Here is a 20,758-nt window from a genome sequence, read left to right on the forward strand (position 1 = left end):
CAGAGGCAAGATCAGCGGGAATAACCTTTAAAGGATTCACATAAGTCTCCGATAAGGTGCTGTAAGTGCGACGCTCCTACGTTTAGGGAGGTGAATATATATGGGCATCCTCGTTTGCTACGACGATTTCAGCTATGACGTGGTAAGCGACCACGAGCTCGAGGACCTCCTTGAAAAGGGATCAATAGTCGGCTTTGATCGATCCGGCGAGTGAGTCATGATGGGAGGAGAACCTCCGGCAGAAGACCCCATAGTTCCAGACCATAAGCACATCCACAAATCCCGAAAGGCAAAAAGGCTCTGACCGAGACCACCGGCTCCTGCTGTTGATCCCAAGGGAGCAGGACCTTACCGTTATCGAGCCCTCCCCTCCCCCCTCTTCCCTGTTACCCCATTCCCGCCAAATCCACTGCGCATTAAATATGGTAGTATAACTCAAGCACAAGAAGCCTGAGGAGGGACTATGACTGTACCAGCGGCGTTGAAAAGAGTTTCGGACACTATCTGGGAGCTTCCGGTCAGCTATAAGGAGGGGATGCTGGTCCCCGCCAGGATTTATGCCACAGAGAAGCTGGTTCACGAGATGGATGCCGGCGTTTTCGAACAGGTGTCCAACGTCGCCACCCTCCCCGGCATTCAAAGATACGCCTACTGCATGCCTGACGGCCATTGGGGATACGGATTTCCCATAGGAGGGGTCGCGGCCATGGACCCGGGCACCGGGGTCATCTCTCCCGGAGGCATCGGCTTCGACATCAACTGCGGCATGCGCCTGGTCCTTACCAACCTCGACGCCGACGAGGTCAAGCCCAGGCTGCACCAGCTGATCGACCGCCTCTTCACCAGGATCCCGACAGGTGTCGGCTGCCACGGTTTTGTGCGACTCAACACGGACGAGTTCAGGACCGTTCTTCAGCAGGGATCACGCTGGTGCGTGAACCGTGGATTCGCCACGGCGGACGACCTGGAGATGACCGAGGAGGGTGGATGCTTCTCCGGTGCTGACCCGGAATCGATAAGCGATAAGGCAGTGGAGCGAGGCTTCAACCAGCTCGGGACCCTGGGCAGCGGCAACCACTACTGTGAGATCCAGGTTGCGCAGCCGCACAACATCATCGATGCAGAAAGGGCAGCGGCCTTCGGTCTGACCATTCCCAACCAGGTGGTGATCATGTTCCATTGCGGGAGCAGGGGGTTTGGGCATCAGGTGGCAACGGATTACCTGAAGCTTTTTCTGTCGGTGATGGAGCGAAAATACGGCATCAAGATCGTCGACCGGGAACTCGCCTGCGCACCATTCCACTCCCCCGAGGGACAGGCCTACTTCAGCGCGATGAAATGCGCGGTCAACATGGCCTTCGCCAACAGGCAGGTGATCCTGCACCGCATAAGGGAGGTTTTCTCTGATGTCTTCCAACGCTCCCCCGACGAGATGGGGATGAGGATGGTTTATGACGTGGCCCACAACACGGCGAAGCTGGAAAGGCACGAGATAAACGGCAGCAAAAAGGAGCTCCTGATTCACCGCAAGGGATCGACCAGGGCCTTCGGGCCAAGCGGCTACGGCCTCCCCGAGTGCTACAAGAAGACAGGGCAGCCGGTGATCATCGGGGGGAGCATGGAGACCGGCTCCTATCTGCTGGCGGGGCTCGACAGCGGAGCGGAGGCATTCTTCTCCACGGCCCATGGGAGCGGCCGGACCATGAGCCGGCACCAGGCGAAGAAGAGCTTCCGGGGCGACAAGCTGCAACGCGACATGGAAGCCCGCGGAATTTATGTCCGTACCGATTCCTTCGGCGGGTTGGCCGAAGAGGCCGGTGACGCCTACAAGAACATCGACGAGGTGGTCGAAGCGACCGAGTTGGCCGGGCTGAGCAAGAGGGTAGCGCGCCTGGTGCCGATAGGGAACATCAAGGGGTAGGCAGGGGGAGATATGCCTTACGAATACCGCGGCGACATCGCCCACGCGGACATAGCCTTTAATGCCTGGGGGAAGACACTGGAAGAGCTCTTCCAGGAGGCTGCCAAGGCGACGATGGAGGTAATGGTCGAAGATCTCACCGCCGTCCGGCAGACCGAGTCCCTGGAAGTCAGGCTCGACCAGACCGACGAGGAGATGCTCCTCTTCGACTTCCTCAACGAGCTGATCTTCTACAAGGACGCCAGGAGGTTGATCCTCCTCCCGACAGAGCTTCGCATCGAGAAAAGTGCCGATGAATGCACGCTCGTGGCGACCCTCCAGGGAGAGGAGGTGAACCCGGAACGGCATCGGCTGAGGACGGACGTCAAGGCGGTGACAATGCTGAGATTTTCGGTGGCGAAGGTCCCTGAGGGGTGGCGTGCGACCGTGGTCCTTGACGTCTGACGTCCCCCGAACCGGGGAGGAACCTTGCCCTACGGACTGCTGGCAGATGCTGTTGTTTTCTTTCACTTCGTCTGGATCATCTTTATCATCATAGGTGGGTGGTGGGGGAGGCGGTACAAGGTCATAGGTACTCTACACATCGCCGCACTGTTCCTCGCCTTTTTCGTGGAGACCTTCGACTGGTACTGCCCCCTCACCCATCTTGAGGTCTGGCTCAGGATAAAGGGGGCCCAAGGCGGATACCACGACTCCTTCATCACTCACTACCTCAACAGGCTCATCTACCTCGATGCACCGCGCACACCAATCGTCATCATTACCGTGCTGATTTGCCTGGGGAACGTCTGGCTTTACCTAGGCGCCAGGAAGCGGTGAAGCTAGCCAATGGAGAAGGCAGGCTCGGCTATGTGTTCGCTGCGGCAAACCGGGCACTTACCAGGACCCTTCAGGCGATCCCTCTTTTTGAAGACAAAACCGCACGACATGCATTCCGCAGGGGTGATGATCAGCCCCCCGTGCATGGCCATCCGCACATGCTCGAGGTGCTCCAGCACATCCTTCTCGGAAATGCCCACCCTCTCCGATATTTCCCTGGCCGTCAACGTCTCCTGACCGAGCACGGAGATGATCTCCCGCCGCAGGGTGTCAGGCCTGTCTGCAGGGGTCGGCGGTTCTTTCGCTCTGCTCCTCATGAGTCCTCCAACAGGGACTGCCAGAGAAAGTGAAGGGGCACCGGCAATGCTATGCCGCGCCCCTTCATCAGGTCTTATATTTAAATGCTGCCGAACTCTCTTAGGTGTTCGTACAGCCTATCCGGTCACGACAAGGTTGTTGACGACCCTGTCGACTCCGAAGACGTACCAGGCATCGGACTCTGCGGCGGCCTTGCTGTTTTCGCTGGCGACGGCGCCATCGAGTGTAACCACCCGGTTGTTGCAGCGGATCTTTATCTGCGAGGCGTTGACCATCGGATCCTTCTCAAGGACCAGCCGGAGAACATCGCCCATTTCGTCGTCGTTGTCTTCCATCGGATAAGAGAGCTCTATTCCGTTCACCACATCCCGGCTCCCCGGGACCCACCAAGCCAGCACCCCCGCCATCCTCTTATGGGAAAGGCTCTCAGCCGCGCCGTTCAGCGTTACCACCCCTTCCGAGACCTCGAGTTCCAGGAGACGCTTCGGGTCAGCGAGATCCCGAACCTGCTCCACCTCCCCCTTGGCCAGCACCCGGATTGAGTAGGAGTTGAAAGCGGGCTCGCTTACGAAGGCGTCACAGACGTGATCTCGTATCTCGCCATCCTCCATCCGCTCCGAAGGCTCCACCCGCAGCCTGTCGACTATTCCCGAGACAGGCGATGGCGAAGCGGCGATCTCGAGCGCCAGCTTCTTCGCGGCGACGCCGTCGACCTCGCCGGAAAGGGTGACTACGCCGTCAGCGAAAGTGATGTCGACAGGGTGGCTGTGCAGGTTGACCCGCGGCTCCCGCTCCAGCGCCGCCAGGATGGTTCCAACTACCTCTTCAGCGCGTATCATGGTTCTTCCCCCTTGCTTTATGGTATCAGGCCGAACGATGCAATGCGGGTGTCACAAGAGGCCCCTCCAGTGAAACCGTCGTAATCATTATGGGAAAGCCGACGGATAGATTGTATCACGGAGCAGGGGGTTGTCGAACGGGGGCAGTGTCAATAATGAGAGGGGAGGAGCCGCAGAGGCGGTACCGTATACCATGTTGCTCCCGTTATCGCAATCAATGTATAATCAGGCCACACGAACGATTGCCGAAAACAAACGAGGCAAAAACCTATGTGTAAGAAGATTTTTATCGCAGCAACGGGGCAGCATTGCGGGAAGACCACGATCAGCCTTTCGCTTATGCATCTGGCGAAAAAGAAGTACGCGCGGGTCGGTTTCATCAAGCCGATCGGCCCGAAGCTTTTCATGATGGACAACGTGCAGATGGACATGGACGCGGCTCTCATTGCCTCGATTTACGGGCTGGAGAAGGATCGGGCGCTCATGTCCCCGGTAGTTCTGGGCAGGGGTTACACCAAGCAGTATCTGAGCGGGGAAATCCCGGCGGAGGAGCCCCTTGAAAAGATCAAGGAGGCCTGCTGGGAGCTTGAGAAGAAGAACGACTTCCTGATCATTGAAGGATCGGGGCACGGCGGTGTCGGGTCGGTGATCGGCATCAACAACGCCCAGATCGCCAGGGCACTCGACGCGCCGGTGATCATGGTCGCCAGCGGTGGCATCGGCTGCGTGATAGACTCGGTCGAGCTTAACCTCTCCCTCTTTAGACAGGAGGGCGCCGAGGTCAAGCTGGTGCTGGTGAACAAGCTGATCCCCGAGAAGCGGGCCGAAACGCTGAGGTTCTTGAAGATGTTCTTCGAGAGCAGGAATCAGCGGGTCGCCGGCGCCTTCGAGTTCTCCTCCACGCTGGCAAACCCCACGCTGACGGACCTGGCCAACCTGCTGAAGCTGCCCCTTCACGGCGACATTGAAGCCAGGCGCAGGATCATCCACCATGTACAGCTGGGAGCCGCCTCCTCTCAGCGGGTGATCGACACCCTGCAGGATTCGACGCTGCTCCTCACCACGAGCTCAAGGGACGAGCTGATTGTAACCGCCTCGGCCCTTTACAACATCCCGGCTTACCGGCGCAAGCTGGGCGGCCTGATAATCCCCGGATCTGCCCCGGTCTCGGCCATCAGCCAGAAGATCCTCGACGACAGCAACATCCCCTACATCCGCACCCTCAAGACCACCGCCGAAGTCTACACGACCCTGAGCGAACACGTCTCGAAAATCACGGCCGACGACCATGAGAAGATAAACCTGATCAAGTCCTCGGCCGAAAGCGTCATCGACTTCCAGGCGATTGACGCCATGGCCAGCGAAACGACTCAGCGGTACCTGAGAGCGTCATAGATCCCGAAGGGCGTGGACTCGACCACCTGCACTGGCTTCCCGAGTTCACGCTCCAGATCTTCCAGAGTCAGATCATCCAGGAACACTCCCTCCCCTTCCTTCATCATCACATCCGGCACTAGCACCAACTCTCCCAGCTCCCGTCCCCTCAGGGACTCGATTATGTCCCTACCGCAGATAAGGCCGGTAACGGTGACGCTCGGGCCGAAAAGCCTGTTCTGTATGGCCAATGGGGTGATGAATGTGCCGGTGATTCCAGATAGCCTGCCGAGGAAGTCGGCCAGGTACCGGTAGGGAGACTCCCCGGTCACCACCGTCACCCTCCCCTCTCCCAGATGTTCAGCATCCTCGAGCACGGCCTCGGCGTCGGAGAGGAACAGCGGAATCATTCCCACCCCGTTCTCCAACTGCGGCAGCTCCCCGTAACTCTCCAGCGGGGGAAAGGGGATCTGCGCCTTGATGTAGAACTCGTCGGCCAGGAAGAGGAAGGCATCTCCCAGCCTCTCGGCCAGCGCCCGGCTCTTTTCTTCCCACTCTCCAATAAAGGAGGCGGCGAACTCTTCGCTCACGGGGGCGAGATCGGGAAGCTTATCGCGGTGAGTGGTCAGCCCCACGGGAACGACGGCGAGGGAAGCGACCCAGGGATGGAGCTGCGCCAGATCTTCAACGGTGCGGGCGAATGCCTCGCCATCGTTCTCCCCCGGGCACAGCACGATCTGGGCATGCATGGTGATCCTTGCCTCTGCCAGCTCCTTCATTATTTCCAGGATGGGGAGTATCCCCTTCTTCCCCAGCAGCCTCTCTCTCAGGGCCGGATCGGTGGCGTGAACGGAAATGTAGAGCGGCGACAGGCGCTGCGACTTGATCCTCTCGACCTCGTCCCTTCCGATATTGGCCAGGGTCACGTAGTTGCCGTAGAGGAATGAGAGCCGGTAGTCCTCGTCCTTGACGTAGAGCGGGCCGCGCAGCCCCTTGGGAAGCTGATGCACGAAACAGAACACACAGTTATTGCCGCAGCGGGCGGGGGAGGGAGCGGGGAAAATGAGACCGAGCGACTCCCCTTCTTCCCTTTCCACCTCCAGCTCCCACAGCTCGCCGTCTCCCTTCTCCAACTCCAGGAGGAGCTCGTCATCGGCAGTGTAGTAGTTGTAATCGATTATGTCCCGCAAGGGATGCCCGTTCACCGAGAGTAGCCGGTCACCGTGTTCGATCTCCAACTCTTCGGCTATGCTTCCGGGCATTACGGTGTCAATTATGAGACCTGGCATCAAACTTTCTCCTGGTATTGAGGCCGGTGAAACGGCGGGAATATGCTATCCGGGATCAACTGGGGACGGCAGGCGAGAAGCGAGGACAGCTTAAAACGAGGAAGTCACGCCGGACGACAGTCAAAAAATGAAGACAGCCGGCCCATTATAACGAGCCGGCTGTAAAAGAGCTACTGTTTCTGATTAATTATCTTGAGCAGCAAAGGAGCGACAGTTCCGCCCTGCCTTCCTTACTGGTGCAGGCGGAAAACCCCGTCGACGGAAGTTATGCTGCAGATGGCGTGTTTATAAATGAGGATGTCTCCGTGGACTTCCATTAGTACGGAGAAATTGTCGAAAGACTTGATGTGACCCTCCAACTTTTCACCGGACATGAGCTGCACTAGAACCTTCACGCGCTCCTTGCGGGACTGGTTCAGATACTGGTCCTGGATGTTAAAAGGCGTTTTCGGCATGATTCCGCTCCTTTACGCAAAAAATTCAATCACATGTTCAAGGATAGTAGCAAAACTTTCAGGATATTCAAGCCAACAAATTTCATTTTCCTTGGAGAACCAGGTCATTTGCCGTTTTGCGTAGCGCCTGGTGTCTCTTTTAATGAAGTCAATTGCCTCGGGCAGAGGAAGTTCTCCGGCAAGGTAGGCTGCAATCTCCTTGTAGCCGATGGACCGCATCGATTTCAACTCCCGCCCGTACCCCTGGGCAAGGAGCGACCGCACCTCCTCGACCAAGCCGTCCTGCAGCATTTGGTCCACCCGCGTCTCGATCCGGCGGTACATCTCCTGGCGCTCAACCTTGATGGCGATCTTGAAGGCATCATAGTAGGAGCCCGAGAAGCCGTGCTCGGAGCGTAAGTCGGAAATGGGCCGACCAGTCTGAGTGAAGACCTCCAGCGCACGGATCAGGCGCACCCGATCATTAGGATGGAGACGCGATGCCGTTTCGGGATCGACCTCTACCAGCCGCCGCAAGAGTTCCTCTCCGGGGAGATCAGCGAACAGCCGGCGAACCTCGGGATCGCCGGTCGGGGAATCGACCAGCCCCTCCAGCAGGGCACGGATGTAAAGACCCGTCCCGCCGACGACGATGGCTTTCTTTCCCCTGGCGTCTATGTCCGCAATGGCGGCGGTGGCCTCGCGACGGAAGTCGGAGGCGCTGAAGTCCTGCTCCGGAGACACGATGTCGAGCAAATGGTGCGGGACCCGAGCCAGCGCCTCGGCCGGCGGCTTTGCAGTGCCGATGTCCATGCCGCGATAGACCTGCATCGAATCGGCGTTGACAATCTCCCCGTCTATCTGTTCCGCGAGCCTTACGGCGAGGTCGCTCTTTCCGGAACCGGTGGGACCGACAATGACGACGACTTTGATTTTCTCAGCCATATCTGAAGACATCTCAGACCCTCTTGAACATCTTCTCCACTTCGCCCAGCGTGATGGTCTGCATCACCGGCCTGCCATGCGGACAGTTGCTGGAAAAGTCGGTCTCATCCATCTGCCTGAACAGAGCGGTGATCTCCTGCTCGGTGAGAGGGCGGCGCCCCCGCACCACGCTGTGGCATGCCATCCGGGCAAGGATGTCCTCCTGGACGTCGGTGAAGGTCCTGCTCCTGCCGAGACTCCCGAGCTCCTCCAGGATGTCCCGAAGAATGCGCAGGTACTGCGTTTCAGCCATGATTTGCGGGACTCCCTTCAACAGCCAGGTATTCCCACCGAATTCCTCCAAGAGAAACCCCAGCCTCGCCAGATCATCAAGATGCTCCAGAGCAACCGCCGATTCTCTGAAGGATAGCTCCAGGGTCTCGGGGAAGAGAAGTCCCTGGCTATCCACATCGGAGCCGGCAATTTGCCGTTTCAGCTTTTCGAAGGCAACCCGTTCATGAGCGGCGTGCTGATCGATGATAACAAGACCGGTTCCCTCCTGGCAGAGGATGTACGAGGCGTTGTACTGGCCGATAACGGCGAGCGATGAGAAGTACCCTCGTGCTGCCCCTTCAGCTTTGGCCACCTCGACTTGCGGAACCTCGACAGTTTGACTGGTCGTACTCCAGGAGGTGGTGGCCGTGGATCCCCCCCTCTTCGGCTGCGTCGGCAATGACTCCTTCACCGGCGGCTGGAAATGTGGCCGAAAGGCCGGCTGCGGGCGCGGCTGGTAATCCACCAGGAGCTCCCTGACCTCAGCCACCCGTGCCGCGCTCACATCGGATGAGACATCGGATGAGACATCGGATGAGACATCGGCGGTACTCCCGGCAGGAGCAGCAGACTTAACAGCGTCTGCGCCGCCCTCACGTCCCCCCCTTGTCAAAGGGGGGACAGGGGGGATTTGCCTTTCCTGACTGAACGACCGTTCGACTGCATCGACAGATGGTGCCTCCTTGGCTGCGGCGAGACCAGCCCTCGGTGCAAATGAGGGCTCGGCTTTACCCTTGCCGTCAGATCGCTTCAGCCACGGTGTATCCTTCAGCACCGACTCCACCGCGAACTGGATGGCATCATGCACCTTGCCCTGCTCCCTGAACCGGACCTCGTGCTTGGTCGGGTGGACGTTAACGTCGACCTCGCCGGGGGCTATCTCGATGAAAAGCGCCACCACCGGATACCGCCCGCGCTCCATGAAGTTCCGGTACGCCTGGAGGACGGCATGCTGAACAACCTTGTCCCTGATGAAGCGGCCGTTTATGTAGGTATAGAGATGGCTCCCCGCACTGCGGCTGCAGTCCGGCGACGCCACTAGCCCCGTAACCTTCAAGCCACCTGGGTCATGAGAGGAGACGGGAAACAGCGACGCTGAAACTGCACGACCGAGCATCGTGGCAACCCGCTCCTTCAGATCGGCATCGAGGGCCCTGAAGACCACCTTCCCGTCGCAGATATAGGTAAAGCGGACATCGGGCCTGGAAATCGCCAGCCGGGTCAGCAGTTCCCCCACGTGGCCGCCTTCGGTCTCGGCGCTTTTCATGAACTTTAGGCGGGCCGGAGTGTTGAAGAAGAGGTTCCTGACGGAAATCACGGTGCCGGCTGCCATGCCACACCCTTTGACCTCCTTGATCCTTCCCCCCTCGGCGTAAATCTCTGCGCCCTCGACGTTGTCCCCAGTCCGGGTAGCGATGGTCAGCCGGGAAACAGAGGCAATCGACGGTAGCGCCTCCCCCCTGAAGCCGAGGGTACATAGCGAGAAGAGGTCCTCGTCGCAGGCGATCTTGCTGGTGGCGTGCCGCTCAAGGGCCAGTAGCGCGTCCTCCCGCGACATGCCACTGCCGGTATCCGTCACCTTGATCAGCTTCCGTCCCCCGGACTCGATCTCGACCACTACCTCTTTCGAGCCAGCGTCCAGGGCGTTCTCAACAAGTTCCTTGGCCACCGAGGCAGGTCGCTCCACGACCTCGCCCGCCGCGATTTTGTTGGTTAAATTCTCGGGGAGTATCCTTATCTTTGTCGCCAATCGAGTCCTCGCAGCAGTCGCAGTAAGTGCCGAGCGACAAGATAACCCAAGGCCGCAGGCTTTGTAAATCTCAATCGCGACTCCCCCCCGTCTGTTTGCACGCAGGTTAAAGGGTGCTATAAAGTAGAAGATGAAATCGCTGTCCTACATCGCCAGCTGCGCCATTGCAGCAACCTTCTTCACCTGCGCAGTAGCAGATCCGGCCGAAGCGGCCGTCCCACCATCCCGGTATCCTGCCGTTTCCTATCTGGTGCAAATAAACGGACATACCTTCATAGAGAGAAACGCCGACCTGCGTCTGGCTCCGGCGAGCTTGACGAAGATCATGACGGCCCTCATTGTGATGGAAAGATGCAAAATGGACGAGATAGTGACGGTGAGCCGCGGCGCAGCCCGGGAGACCGGCAGCAGGATCGGGCTGCGAGCAGGGGAGCGATTCAGGGTACACGATCTTTTGGCGGCGACCCTCATCGCCTCGGCAAACGATGCATGCCGCGCCTTGGCCGATCATGTGGGCGGTAACCAAAAAGCCTTCGTGGCCGAGATGAACGCGCGGGCCAAGAGCCTGCAGCTTGAAAATACCAGGTTCACCAATGCCTGCGGCCATGATCATGCGGCCCTTTTCGCCAGCGCCCATGACCTCGCCGTTCTCGCGGAACAGGCACTTCGTAAGCCCCTTTTCGCGGATCTGGTCTCGCGGCGGGCGACGCGGATCACCACCGTCTCCGGCCGCAGGACCTTTTACTTCAGGAACAAGAACAGGCTGATAGGAAGGTACCCCGGGGCGTTCGGCGTCAAAACAGGCACCACCCCCAACGCCGGGCAATGCCTGGTGGCGCTGGCCAAGCGCGGCGACACGAGGGTGCTTGTTGTCCTCATGCGCTCACGAAACCGCTGGAAAGCCGCGCCCGCCATGCTGGACGCGGCCTTTTCTGCACGGAGTTCTGCCCTACGATGACCTTTGCAAGGAGGGAAAATGAAGCATCACCGGATGGAGCTGTGGTTCGAGATCAAGAGCAGACGTGGCTTCGTCAACATCACCCGGGAGTTGGAGTCGGCCATTCGCGAAAGCGGCATCAGGGAAGGACTTTTGTTGTGCAACGCCATGCACATCACCGCAAGTGTCTTCATAAACGATGACGAGTCAGGTCTTCACCAGGACTTTGAACAGTGGCTGGAAACGCTGGCACCGGAGAAGCCCTACTCCCGCTACCGCCACAATAACACCGGCGAGGACAACGGCGACGCCCACCTGAAGAGGACGGTGATGGGGCGGGAGGTGGTGGTCGCGGTAACGGCGGGAAAGCTCGACCTGGGGCCGTGGGAGCAGATATTCTACGGTGAGTTCGACGGCATGCGCAGGAAGCGCGTGCTGATCAAGATCATCGGGGAGTAAGGTAATTACTGTGACCGTGGCTGAGTCGGGGGATGCCGCTTCAAAGAGACAGCAGGACGGAACCGTATTGCGAGCCCTAACCGGTGCAGCGGACAACGAGCACGGTAATGTCGTCTGGCTGCGGATCAGGTTCTCCCGTCAAGGCGATGATGCGATCGACGATCTCTTGGGCGCTTTGCTGGTCGGCCACCTGCTCCGCGAGGATCTGGTTGGTCAGTGACAACTCTGGAGTGGCGTCGATGACCCCGTCGCTGTAGAGGACCAGCACGTCCCCCCGCTCCATCTTTATCATCCCTTCCTGGTATATCTCCCCCCCCTGAACGCCCAACGGCAACCCGCGCGGAGAAAGCCCGTCGACCGTACCATCGGCACGCCGGACAAAGACGTAACCGTGGCCGCAGTCGACGAAGGAAAAGACGCGATCCTCGGCATTGAGCTGGCCGTGGAAGAGGGTCACGAAACTCTCGGAATTCTCCAGGTCGGCGAAGAGCGCCTTCTCGGCCAGGTGCAGGGCTTGCGCGGGCGAATTATAAAGGGTGACGGCGTGCAGCGCCGCTCTCACGGTCGCCATCAGCATGGCCGCCGCCATTCCCTTCCCCATGACATCGCCCAGGGTAAGATAGAAAACGGTCGGAGAGACCTGCTGCCAGTCGTAGAAGTCACCACCGACCTGCTTGGCCGGGAGACATCTGGCGGCGACGTCAAAGCCGGGGATCTGCGGGCAGGTACGGGGAAGAAGTTTGGCCTGGATCTCCGCCGCGTAAACCAGCTCGACCTGGAGCTGATACCGGCGCATCTCGCTTTCCCGTAGCGCCGTCTCCGCCTTCTTTCGTTCGCTGATGTCGCGGAAGATGGAGACGTTCCCGGTGGCGACGCCGAAGCGATCCAGCCGCCTCATGGCGTACTGCTCTCCAATGAAGATCTCGCCGTTTTTCCTGCGGAAGGGAAGCTCCAGGAGTTTCCCTTTGACCTCGCCCCCTATATCGAAGAACTCCCTCCCGGTTCTCAGGAAATCGTCCTCATGAGCATAGAGGATGCTGCTGCTCCGTTCGACGACCTCTTCCGTCTGGTACCCAAAGACCTCCTGCAGCGCCGGCTGGTTGACATGGAGGATAGTCCGGTCGTCGTCCGTCACCACGATGACGTCGCGTATGCTGTTGAAGAGGTTCCGATAATCCTCCGCCCTCTTCTCTATCTCGGCATAGGCGACCTCCAGCTCCTTTTCGGTCTGCCTTTGCTTCGCCCGCTCCTTGGCCTCCGTCAGCGCCCGCTGCACCGCCGGCCCCAGCCTTGACAGCCTGCTCTTCAGGACGTAATCCGTAGCGCCGCTCTTTAATGATTCGATGGCGGCCTCTTCACCGAGTTTTCCGGAGACGAAGACGAACGGGAGATCCGGATCCTTTTCCCTGACCATGGCGAGAGCTGTCATGCCATCGAAAGCCGGGAGCGCAAAATCGGCCAGGATGAGATCCATCCCACCCCGCACGAGGGCGTTCTCGAACTCGTCACGCCTGGATACCACCTGGACCTCACACTGCAGACCTTCTGCAGTCAGGGTCATCTGGACAAGCTCGGCATCCATAGGATCGTCTTCCAGATGGAGTATGCGAAGCCTCTGCGTCATGTGTCAGACCCAGCTACTCTCACGGGCGGGGGTTCGTTGATAATGGCCCAGAAGGCCCCCAACTCCTTCACGGCGTTGATGAATTCAGTGAAGTTTACCGGCTTCACCACATAGGCGTTGACGCCAAGGCGGTAGCTTTCCACCACGTCACGTTCCTCCCGCGAACTGGTAAGGACGACCACCGGAATGCACTTCAGTCTCTCGTCGCCCTTTATGGTGCGTAGCACCTCGAGTCCGTCAACCTTGGGAAGCTTTAGATCCAGCAGTATCACGGCGAGTTTCCCCTCGCCCAAACCGGCGTACTGCCCCCTCTGGTAAAGGTAGTCGAGCGCTTCAGCGCCATCGCGGACCAGATCGACTCCGTTGGCGAGGTTGTGCTCGGAGAGCGCCTCCATGGTGAGTTCCGCATCGTTGGCGTTGTCCTCTACGAGAAGGATACGTCGAAGCATCACCATCATATCATCTTCCTCACCTAATTAAGCCAGGGGAGTAGCCAGTGGCTATCTCCCTATGGATCGATTCACCTTAGTGTACCACATTCCCGCTATCATTAGGCAAACACCACGCCGGCTTTAGAAACGCCATCGCAAGTCACAGGCCACGTCTTCCCTCGCGAGAAAGCAGATGAAGGTGGCCGTGCCTCTCCTGTCGTGGAAAGGCGGCACTTGCCGGGTCACCTTTGTGAAGGCACGGCAATCATTACAGGATCTGCTATAAATAAAGACTGGGAAATTACTTGCAGGTTAGCGGGAGGCAAAATGAGACCACTTCTTCGTCGGGCAATGACTATGGCAGTTTCGCTCCTTTCACTGGGAGCTCAGTTGGGGGCCCAGGAGATCAAGACGCCGCCGACTTCCGGTCACAGCCTTGGCAGCGTCACCGGAGGACATTTCGGGAAGGCCTCGCCGGTGATCGAACAGAGGTGCATCTCATGCCACAGCGCCAAGGTTATAGAAGATGCCATTAAAGCGGGAAAGAACATGCACAAGATCCAGGAGCGCATGGAGCAAAAAGGAGTCAAGTTGAGCGCGGATGAGCGGTCTGTCTTGGGAGTGTTCTGGCCGGAGACGCCTTTGAAGAAAAGGTGACTATATTTTGCTCGCATCCCACCACCCGTGATAGCTGAACGGCACATGATGATTCAGACGCACCATGGCGATGGGACCATCAGCCAGATGGTCTGCCCTGAAGATTGCCAGGAAGCTCAGCCTGCTCCTGCTGTCATACCCTTCGGTCAGAAGATATCCCGGCTCCGCCCGGTCGTCGGCATGGTACCGGCGCCCCGGCACCGGGACGAAGACCGGCTCGGTAAGGTAACACCCCGCCCCGAAGTCATAACGCTCCACTTCCCCGCTCAGCATATCGATGCGGCAGACGATGGTCCAGAAGAAGTCCCCTGGCCTCGCCTGGACCATGTAGCCGAAACGATACCCGTAGCAGCGATGGAACTCATTGATACGGGGCCACTCGTAGTTGCCACCATCCAGCATCTCCTGCCTCATCAATCTCGCCCCCGGGTCAATAATGTAGCGCCGCACCGCTCCCGGGAAGGCGTACTCTCCTCTTCGTCCCTGCATAACTGCTGATGAAACGGGGTCGTGCCCCACGAAGTGGTCGGGATTCTCGTATCCCAGGAAATCGGCGATGATCTCGTCTCCCCGGTTGTACGCGTTCATTGAATGCCACATGTAACAGGCCGTCGTCTCCAGCAGCAGCGGCGGCCGGCACCCTTCCCGGTCCAGCACCATGATCAGGTTTCCTTTTTGCGGCTGCCACTTAAGCGATTCCACCATGCTTTTTCGCCCGAAGAAGACAGCCCAGAAAGAGATCTCGACAGGATGAAGGGCAAAGACGAAGTGGCGCCCGGAAACGAACCAGTCGTGCATGTAGATGTTTCGCGGCATGGAGTGCGCCCGGTGCAGCTTCAGCCGGCCGTCAGGGCTGAACACGGTGATGTGGAGCTTGGGACTGGGGCCGTACATGATGCCGAAGTGGAGCCACTCTCCCGTAAGGGGATCGAATTTGGCGTGAGCCGCGTAAATGGTCAATCCATCGGGGAGCCCGAGGCGGGAGATTCCGTAGGTATCAAGGGTATCGGCATCCAATTCATAAGGGAGGGCGCATTCGTCGAAAGCATAAAGGCGTCCACGCCAGGGGAAGACGGTGATCCCGGCCTGCCCCATGAACCCCATCCGCATGAAGTTGCCCCAGAAGCCCCACGGAGCCTGGGTGCTCCAGCTCGGATAGATGAAATGCCCCGCAGCCTCCTCCTCCAGGTACTTTTGAGTCCGCACGAACTTGTTGCGGTAGTGTACTCCTCGATCATGGAAGCAAAACGACTGTACCAACCCGTCTCCGTCCAGAAGATTGCGCTTGCGAAAGCCGCCCCGGTCAAAGAGTCCAGGACCGTTTCGATACAACGTTCCCCGCAGATCGGTCGGGAGAGCCCCCTCCACCCTCGCATCATAGTTGTTCTCGGTCCGCAGGGTGGTTGCCAGTCCCAGATAGGGCCGCGCCTCATCGCCGAAGTCCGCAAAGACATCTTTTCTTAGCGGAGGGCTGGCGGCGCAACCTGACAATGCAACGGAGGCTGCGGCTTCCGCCCCCATTAGCAGGAGCTGACGACGGGATAGCATTTCTTCCTCACGTGACCATGTTGATATCGCTGCGACTTTTCTAGTCTACCCCCCTTGCAGTCGGGGCACAAATAGCGGCGCGGACACTGGCATTTTGAGTGACGTTCCGCCAAATGCTTCTATGGTATAATTACCCATCGCCAATGAAGATATCCTCCGTCACGGGAGAGCCATGAACCACAGCGGCGAGTATAACGAAAACCGGAGGGTGCAGATCCGGCGCCTGCGTAACTACTCGATCTGGCTGGGCGCCGCCTGGACGATGCTGATAGCGACATCCTTCATTGTGGGGTACCGGCATCAAAAGGAGGAGGCGGTCTCCATCGGGCTCGCCGAGGCGAGAGCGGCGCTCGAGAAGGATCTCCTCTATCGCAGTTGGGCCGAGAGTTATGGCGGGGTATATGCCCCGGTAACGGAGAGAAACCAGCCAAATCCCTACCTTACCAAAACCCCCGAACGCGAGATCACTACCCCTTCCGGCAGGCGCCTTACACTGGTCAGCCCCTCGACCATGATCCGCCAGGTCTTCGAGATGGCTCGCAACCGTCCGGAGCTGAGCCAGGGACATATCACCAGCATCATCCCCCTTAGGCCCGAAAATGCTCCCGACCAGTGGGAGTCGGAGGCGTTGCGCTCCTTCCAGAGGGGGACCGCCGAAGTGAGCCAGATTCAGACCATCAACGGGCAACCCTACATGCGGCTGATGCGCCCATTGATGGCCCATGATCCCTGCATCCGGTGCCATAACGCCGATCGTGGCACATCCCGTCGCCCACTGGCCGTCAGGGGGGGGATCAGTGTGGCCGTCCCTCTGGCGCAGGTCCAACAGGCCATGAAATCGACCTTGGTCTGGATAGCCTTGGGACACGGTTTCTTCTGGCTCCTCGGACTGGCAGGCATATCGCTCGGCGCCAGAAACCTCATCAAAAAGGCAGCGATACTTGAGGAGAGCGAACTGCGGTTCCGGAGCACCTTTGAGCAGGCACCGATAGGGATCGCCCATATGTCCCCCGACGGGCGGCTCATCCTGGTCAACAGGCGCTTCTGTGATATCGTCGGTTGCCCGGCCAGCATGATGCTGCAGCGTACCATCCACGAGATCACCCACCCCGACGACTTGGACGCCTTCCAGGAACATGTCCGCCTCCTCCTGGGCGGAAAGATCAAGGCTTATACCGCCGAGCAGCGCTACCAGCGACCCGACGGCTCGGCCGTCTGGACCATCCTGACACTCTCGCTGGTCCATCGCGCCAAGGGGGTTCCGGCCTACCTCATCGGCGTTGTGGAGGACATAACCGAACGGCAGAAGCTCGAGGAGCAGCTGCATCAATCCCAGAAGATGGAATCGATCGGGGCGCTCGCGGGAGGCGTCGCCCATGACTTCAATAACATCCTTACCGTCATCATCGGCAATGCGGCACTCATGCAGATGAATATCCCCCGCGAAAGCCCTTTGATGCCCTATCTCCAGCAGATGCTCGATGCCGCCGAACGAGCAGCTGGCCTCACCCGGGGGCTGCTGGCCTTCAGCAGGAAGCACGCCATCACCCTGGTCCCGGTCGATCTCAACACCGTCATCCAGGACATCAAGAAGCTCCTCCTGATGGTCATAGGGGAAGGACACGAGCTGATCATAACGCCGTCGCCGCAGAAACTAACCGTCCTCGCCGATGTCGGGCAGCTGGAGCAGGTTCTGATGAACCTGGCGGTTAACGCCCACGATGCCGTGCCAGAGGGGGGAAGAATAACCATCGCGACCACCTCGGAGAATATCGACGCCGAGAAGGCCATGGCCGCAGGCATCAGCCCCGGCAACTATGCCACCATCATTTTCTCCGATAACGGCAGCGGGATAGCGAAGGACAACCTGGAGAGGATCTTCGAGCCTTTCTTCACCACCAAGGCGCAGGGAAAGGGAACCGGCCTGGGACTTTCCATCGTCTACGGCATCGTGAAGCAGCACAACGGGCACATCAAGGTCTATAGCGAGATTGGTTACGGAACCACCTTCAGGATCTACCTGCCGCTGACCCGCGAAGCCCAGACGGGCGAGGAAGAAACTGCCCAGCTCTTCCCTCGTGGTACCGAGACCATTCTCGTTGCCGAGGACGACGAAAACGTGCGGCAGATCGTGGTCGATGTGCTGGAGGCTTATGGCTATCGCACCATCGTTGCCGTTGCGGGCGATGATGCGGTGGCGAAGTTCCAGGAGCACCAGGATGAAATATCCCTGGCTTTCCTGGACGCCATCATGCCGAAAAAAAATGGGTGGCAGGTTTACGAGGAGATCCAGCGGATACGGCCGGGGACGAAGATCCTATTCACCAGCGGCTACACCGACGAGATTATCAGGAAGGAAAACATCATGGCCGACAAGGCGCAGATTCTGACCAAGCCGGTGCCGCCTTCCCTGCTGTTAACGAAGATAAGGGAGATATTGGAGAGTTAGCGACCTTTTCCGGTCTGGCTTCCTCCCGGCGCAGCCAGAGTCACATCGACCGGCATTCCTCTCCTTTCCTCAACAGCCCGGATAAGCCTGGAGAAATCAGTCCGCACCAGAAGATTTCTTGCCGCCAGCAGGCGCATCACCCGTCCCACCGTGAACTCGCCCCGCTCACTCTTATGTACCTCGAGAAAAATTCCTTTCCCCCTGGTGCCGATCTTGACCGGCTGGTTCACGATCACCACCCGCATCCCCCTGGGAACCTCCCTGAAAAGATCCTTGATATCCTCGGGATAAAGCCTCAGGCAGCCATGGCTGGACCTTCTACCAATGCCATATGGCCTATTGGTCCCGTGGATCAGGATACTTTCCAGTGAAAGGCGTAGCGCGTGTGTCCCCATCGGATTTCTAGGCCCCGGGGGCACCACCTTCGGAAGCTTGGCCTGCTCTTTTCGGATCGACTTCGGGACGTGCCATGCCGGGTTGAGTATCTTCTGCACGATGGTAAAGCTGCCAAAGGGGGTGTCGCGCCCCTCGTCCCCTATTCCCAACGGATAGGTAATGATCGTGCGGGGACGACGCTTCGGGAAATAGTACAACCGGTACTCCGGGAGGTTGACCACGATGGCGGGTCGCACCGTAACGACAGGGAGAATCCAGGCGCTGGGGATGGTGATCACGGTGCCCGAGCGAGGGATGAAGGGATCAACGCCGGGATTGGCCTCGACTATCTCGTTGAAACCTAGATCGAACCTGCGGGCTATTTCGATGAGAGATTCGTTGTCCCGTACCCTGTATTGCTTCAGGGTCCCGACAAAGCCATCGGCATAGGGAAAGGTGGCAGCCAAAGGGACTCTTGGGGCCGACGCTAATGTTGTGACTAGCAGGACCAGGTAGAGCTGTACAGGACGCAGGGTTAGCATAAAGGAAAAGCCCCTTGGTGCGTGGCTGCGCCATTTGGGGCTCCTCGAATTCTATGGAGAGTGGGTCATTTTTTCTGACCGAGTTCGAAGGCTTTAGCCGCTCTTCTGGAGGCGGCTTCAGCGGCGGCGGCGGCAGTCTCGGCCTTTTGTGCCGCTTCCGTGGTTCTTCTCTCGGAATCGGTCACCATCGCCCTGTCGGCGGGGGAAAGCTCGATGGTCTTAGGAAGCGCATTGACCTGGGACTCCAAGGCAGTAGCTCTCCCCTCGATTTGGGCCAGGCGGGACTCCAGGGCATTCGCCCTCTGCTCCAATGCGTTTTGTCTTGATTCCAGTACGTCGACCTTGCAGGCAACGGGCTCCAGTTGCTGCTTCACGTAGCCCTTTGTCGCACAGCCGGTAGGGATCAGCAGCATCGAGAAGATGACCAGGTAGTGCTTTTTCATGGTCTGCGCCTCCGACCGGATAATCCGGTCCGGTCATAAATTTGGTACCGTAGCACTGGCTCCGGTGATGGCTCAATTTTAACGGGGCTGCGGGGGATTGCAAACCGTCAGGACTAGTGCCGTCCATCAATCTGCTGATGTCTGACTCCCGAACAATCGCCCCCCCATCCATGAATGTCCAACGACTGCCCTGTTTTTTCGAGAAAGGCTATCCCTTGACGCATCTTCAATGGTTTGTATCCTTTAGACGGTTATCAATGAGAGTGGGAGGTGACAGATGGAATTCAAGCTGACGAGCCCGGCGTTCAACTATGGGAAACAGATTCCGTCGAAGTACACCTGTGACGGAGAGAACGTGAACCCTCACCTGGCGATCCACGGGATACCGCCGAAAACCAAATCCTTGGCCCTTGTAGTGGATGATCCCGATGCACCGGCAGGGACCTGGACGCACTGGCTGATGTGGAACATTTCGCCTGAGGTGAAGGAGATCAAGGAGCACACGGTGCCTTATGGGGCTCTGGAGGGGTTGAATACCAACAAGGAGGTGGGTTACGACGGCCCCTGTCCACCTTCAGGCACGCACCGGTACTTTTTCCGGTTGTACGCCCTGGATATCAAGTTGATCCTTTCAGAAGGCGCGGCCAGGGAGGCCTTGGAAACGGCGATGGGACAGCACGTTGTCGCTACCGCTGAGCTGATGGGAACCTACTCCCGGACTAATGAAGCTCCGCTCTGATCCCAAGATAGGGGTTGCGGACCAGGCTCTACCTCCCCCTTAAAGTCGGGGCGGGAAGCACTTTCAAAATACCTGTGAAGCCCCGCCAGCTGTGGATTTACAGGCGGGTGAAAGTTGCACAATTTTCTCGAAGGGAGTACATTATATTTAAAGGAAGGTGAGAACTGAATATGATGCTTTTGCTCCCGCGTTTTCGCGATTTTTCTTCTGATTCCGATGGCCGCCGATGGCGTGACGCGCGTAGAAGAAGTTAGCAGGTTCATCAAAAGCACCAGCTAAAATTCATCATTAAAGAGGTGACTTCTTCCTGAAAGAGCTAGCGTGGTTTCTCAAAACGCTGGCTCTTTTCATTTTTCGAGGAAGGAAGCGAGTTGTGGAGGCTTCAGCTGTTGGTCACTTGCCAGACGCGAAAAAGCCCCACCAGTACCTGGTGGGGCTTTTTCTATTAAATTCCCTGCGGCGACCTACTCTCCCACACAGTTACCCATGCAGTACCATCGGCCCAGAGAGGCTTAACTTCCGTGTTCGGGATGGGAACGGGTGTGACCCTCTC

General features: G+C 58.5%; 21 protein-coding genes and 1 rRNA gene. 10 read left to right on the forward strand and 12 right to left on the reverse strand.

Translation table 11 applies throughout. The annotated features are described in order from the left end of the window. Positions 1-100: 100 nt before the first annotated feature. From AC11W3_RS02320 to AC11W3_RS02335, 4 genes are all read left to right on the forward strand, one after another. Positions 101-214: a GSU3473 family protein gene (locus AC11W3_RS02320; RefSeq protein ID WP_484089731.1), complete on the forward strand. Its 114-nt coding sequence runs from the start codon at positions 101-103 to the stop codon at positions 212-214. Between the two features lie 249 nt (positions 215-463). After that, a complete protein-coding gene (locus AC11W3_RS02325) occupies positions 464-1,921 on the forward strand; it encodes an RtcB family protein (protein ID WP_484089730.1) in 1,458 nt (485 codons plus the stop codon). 12 nt (positions 1,922-1,933) lie between these two features. Further along, positions 1,934-2,365 (forward strand): archease, encoded by a 432-nt coding sequence (locus AC11W3_RS02330; protein ID WP_484092415.1) that lies wholly within the window; start codon positions 1,934-1,936, stop codon positions 2,363-2,365. Positions 2,366-2,389: 24 nt separating this feature from the next. Continuing rightward, positions 2,390-2,740, forward strand: coding sequence for a DUF2784 domain-containing protein (locus AC11W3_RS02335; protein WP_484089728.1), 351 nt, complete (start codon positions 2,390-2,392; stop codon positions 2,738-2,740). A gap of 2 nt (positions 2,741-2,742) precedes the next feature. Here AC11W3_RS02335 and AC11W3_RS02340 read toward each other — a convergent pair whose 3' ends face one another. Both AC11W3_RS02340 and AC11W3_RS02345 read right to left on the reverse strand, forming a co-directional pair. Next, positions 2,743-3,057 (reverse strand): transcriptional regulator, encoded by a 315-nt coding sequence (locus tag AC11W3_RS02340; protein WP_484089727.1) that lies wholly within the window; start codon positions 3,055-3,057, stop codon positions 2,743-2,745. Between the two features lie 117 nt (positions 3,058-3,174). Continuing rightward, positions 3,175-3,897 (reverse strand): BON domain-containing protein, encoded by a 723-nt coding sequence (locus tag AC11W3_RS02345; RefSeq protein WP_484089726.1) that lies wholly within the window; start codon positions 3,895-3,897, stop codon positions 3,175-3,177. 270 nt (positions 3,898-4,167) lie between these two features. Between AC11W3_RS02345 and AC11W3_RS02350 the strand changes: the two genes are divergently transcribed. Beyond that, positions 4,168-5,292, forward strand: coding sequence for a phosphotransacetylase family protein (locus AC11W3_RS02350; protein ID WP_484089725.1), 1,125 nt, complete (start codon positions 4,168-4,170; stop codon positions 5,290-5,292). On the opposite strand, the gene AC11W3_RS02355 is transcribed toward AC11W3_RS02350, so the two are convergent. The 4 genes from AC11W3_RS02355 to mutL form a co-directional block, all read right to left on the reverse strand. Further along, positions 5,268-6,560 carry a DUF512 domain-containing protein gene (locus AC11W3_RS02355; RefSeq protein WP_484089724.1) on the reverse strand — a complete coding sequence of 431 codons (1,293 nt, stop codon included), beginning with the start codon at positions 6,558-6,560 and terminating at the stop codon, positions 5,268-5,270. The genes AC11W3_RS02350 and AC11W3_RS02355 overlap by 25 nt on opposite strands. A gap of 230 nt (positions 6,561-6,790) precedes the next feature. Continuing rightward, positions 6,791-7,015: an RNA chaperone Hfq gene (gene hfq / locus AC11W3_RS02360; protein ID WP_012529414.1), complete on the reverse strand. Its 225-nt coding sequence runs from the start codon at positions 7,013-7,015 to the stop codon at positions 6,791-6,793. A 12-nt stretch (positions 7,016-7,027) separates the two neighbouring features. After that, positions 7,028-7,951 (reverse strand): tRNA (adenosine(37)-N6)-dimethylallyltransferase MiaA, encoded by a 924-nt coding sequence (gene miaA, locus AC11W3_RS02365; RefSeq protein WP_484089723.1) that lies wholly within the window; start codon positions 7,949-7,951, stop codon positions 7,028-7,030. A 1-nt stretch (position 7,952) separates the two neighbouring features. Further along, positions 7,953-10,001: a DNA mismatch repair endonuclease MutL gene (mutL, locus tag AC11W3_RS02370; protein WP_484089722.1), complete on the reverse strand. Its 2,049-nt coding sequence runs from the start codon at positions 9,999-10,001 to the stop codon at positions 7,953-7,955. Positions 10,002-10,131: 130 nt separating this feature from the next. On the opposite strand from mutL, the gene AC11W3_RS02375 reads away from it, so the two are divergent. Continuing rightward, the gene (locus AC11W3_RS02375; RefSeq protein ID WP_484089721.1) at positions 10,132-10,959 is read left to right on the forward strand and encodes a D-alanyl-D-alanine carboxypeptidase family protein; all 828 of its coding nucleotides are present in this window, start codon (positions 10,132-10,134) and stop codon (positions 10,957-10,959) included. 18 nt (positions 10,960-10,977) lie between these two features. Next, a complete protein-coding gene (locus tag AC11W3_RS02380) occupies positions 10,978-11,397 on the forward strand; it encodes a secondary thiamine-phosphate synthase enzyme YjbQ (RefSeq protein WP_484089720.1) in 420 nt (139 codons plus the stop codon). A gap of 76 nt (positions 11,398-11,473) precedes the next feature. Here AC11W3_RS02380 and AC11W3_RS02385 read toward each other — a convergent pair whose 3' ends face one another. After that, positions 11,474-13,021 (reverse strand): PP2C family protein-serine/threonine phosphatase, encoded by a 1,548-nt coding sequence (locus tag AC11W3_RS02385; protein WP_484089719.1) that lies wholly within the window; start codon positions 13,019-13,021, stop codon positions 11,474-11,476. Beyond that, complete coding sequence (locus AC11W3_RS02390) at positions 13,018-13,470, reverse strand: response regulator (protein ID WP_484092416.1); 453 nt, start codon at positions 13,468-13,470, stop codon at positions 13,018-13,020. The genes AC11W3_RS02385 and AC11W3_RS02390 overlap by 4 nt, the downstream gene beginning before the upstream one ends. A gap of 309 nt (positions 13,471-13,779) precedes the next feature. Between AC11W3_RS02390 and AC11W3_RS02395 the strand changes: the two genes are divergently transcribed. Next, a complete protein-coding gene (locus tag AC11W3_RS02395) occupies positions 13,780-14,109 on the forward strand; it encodes a cytochrome C (RefSeq protein ID WP_484089717.1) in 330 nt (109 codons plus the stop codon). Here the strand turns inward: AC11W3_RS02395 and AC11W3_RS02400 are convergent, their stop codons facing one another. Beyond that, a complete protein-coding gene (locus AC11W3_RS02400) occupies positions 14,110-15,657 on the reverse strand; it encodes a carotenoid oxygenase family protein (protein ID WP_484089716.1) in 1,548 nt (515 codons plus the stop codon). Positions 15,658-15,829: 172 nt separating this feature from the next. Here AC11W3_RS02400 and AC11W3_RS02405 point away from each other — a divergent pair, with 172 nt between their 5' ends. Beyond that, a complete protein-coding gene (locus tag AC11W3_RS02405) occupies positions 15,830-18,106 on the forward strand; it encodes an ATP-binding response regulator (protein ID WP_484089715.1) in 2,277 nt (758 codons plus the stop codon). On the opposite strand, the gene AC11W3_RS02410 is transcribed toward AC11W3_RS02405, so the two are convergent. Then, positions 18,103-18,948 (reverse strand): L,D-transpeptidase family protein, encoded by an 846-nt coding sequence (locus AC11W3_RS02410; RefSeq protein WP_484089714.1) that lies wholly within the window; start codon positions 18,946-18,948, stop codon positions 18,103-18,105. The two genes, AC11W3_RS02405 and AC11W3_RS02410, sit on opposite strands and share 4 nt — an antisense overlap. Positions 18,949-19,088: 140 nt before the next feature. Further along, positions 19,089-19,466 (reverse strand): hypothetical protein, encoded by a 378-nt coding sequence (locus AC11W3_RS02415; protein ID WP_484089713.1) that lies wholly within the window; start codon positions 19,464-19,466, stop codon positions 19,089-19,091. 277 nt (positions 19,467-19,743) lie between these two features. On the opposite strand from AC11W3_RS02415, the gene AC11W3_RS02420 reads away from it, so the two are divergent. Then, the gene (locus tag AC11W3_RS02420; protein ID WP_484089712.1) at positions 19,744-20,205 is read left to right on the forward strand and encodes a YbhB/YbcL family Raf kinase inhibitor-like protein; all 462 of its coding nucleotides are present in this window, start codon (positions 19,744-19,746) and stop codon (positions 20,203-20,205) included. A 451-nt stretch (positions 20,206-20,656) separates the two neighbouring features. On the opposite strand, the gene rrf is transcribed toward AC11W3_RS02420, so the two are convergent. After that, a 5S ribosomal RNA gene (gene rrf, locus AC11W3_RS02425) occupies positions 20,657-20,758 on the reverse strand; the annotation flags it as partial.

The organism is Geomonas sp., from assembly GCF_056994735.1.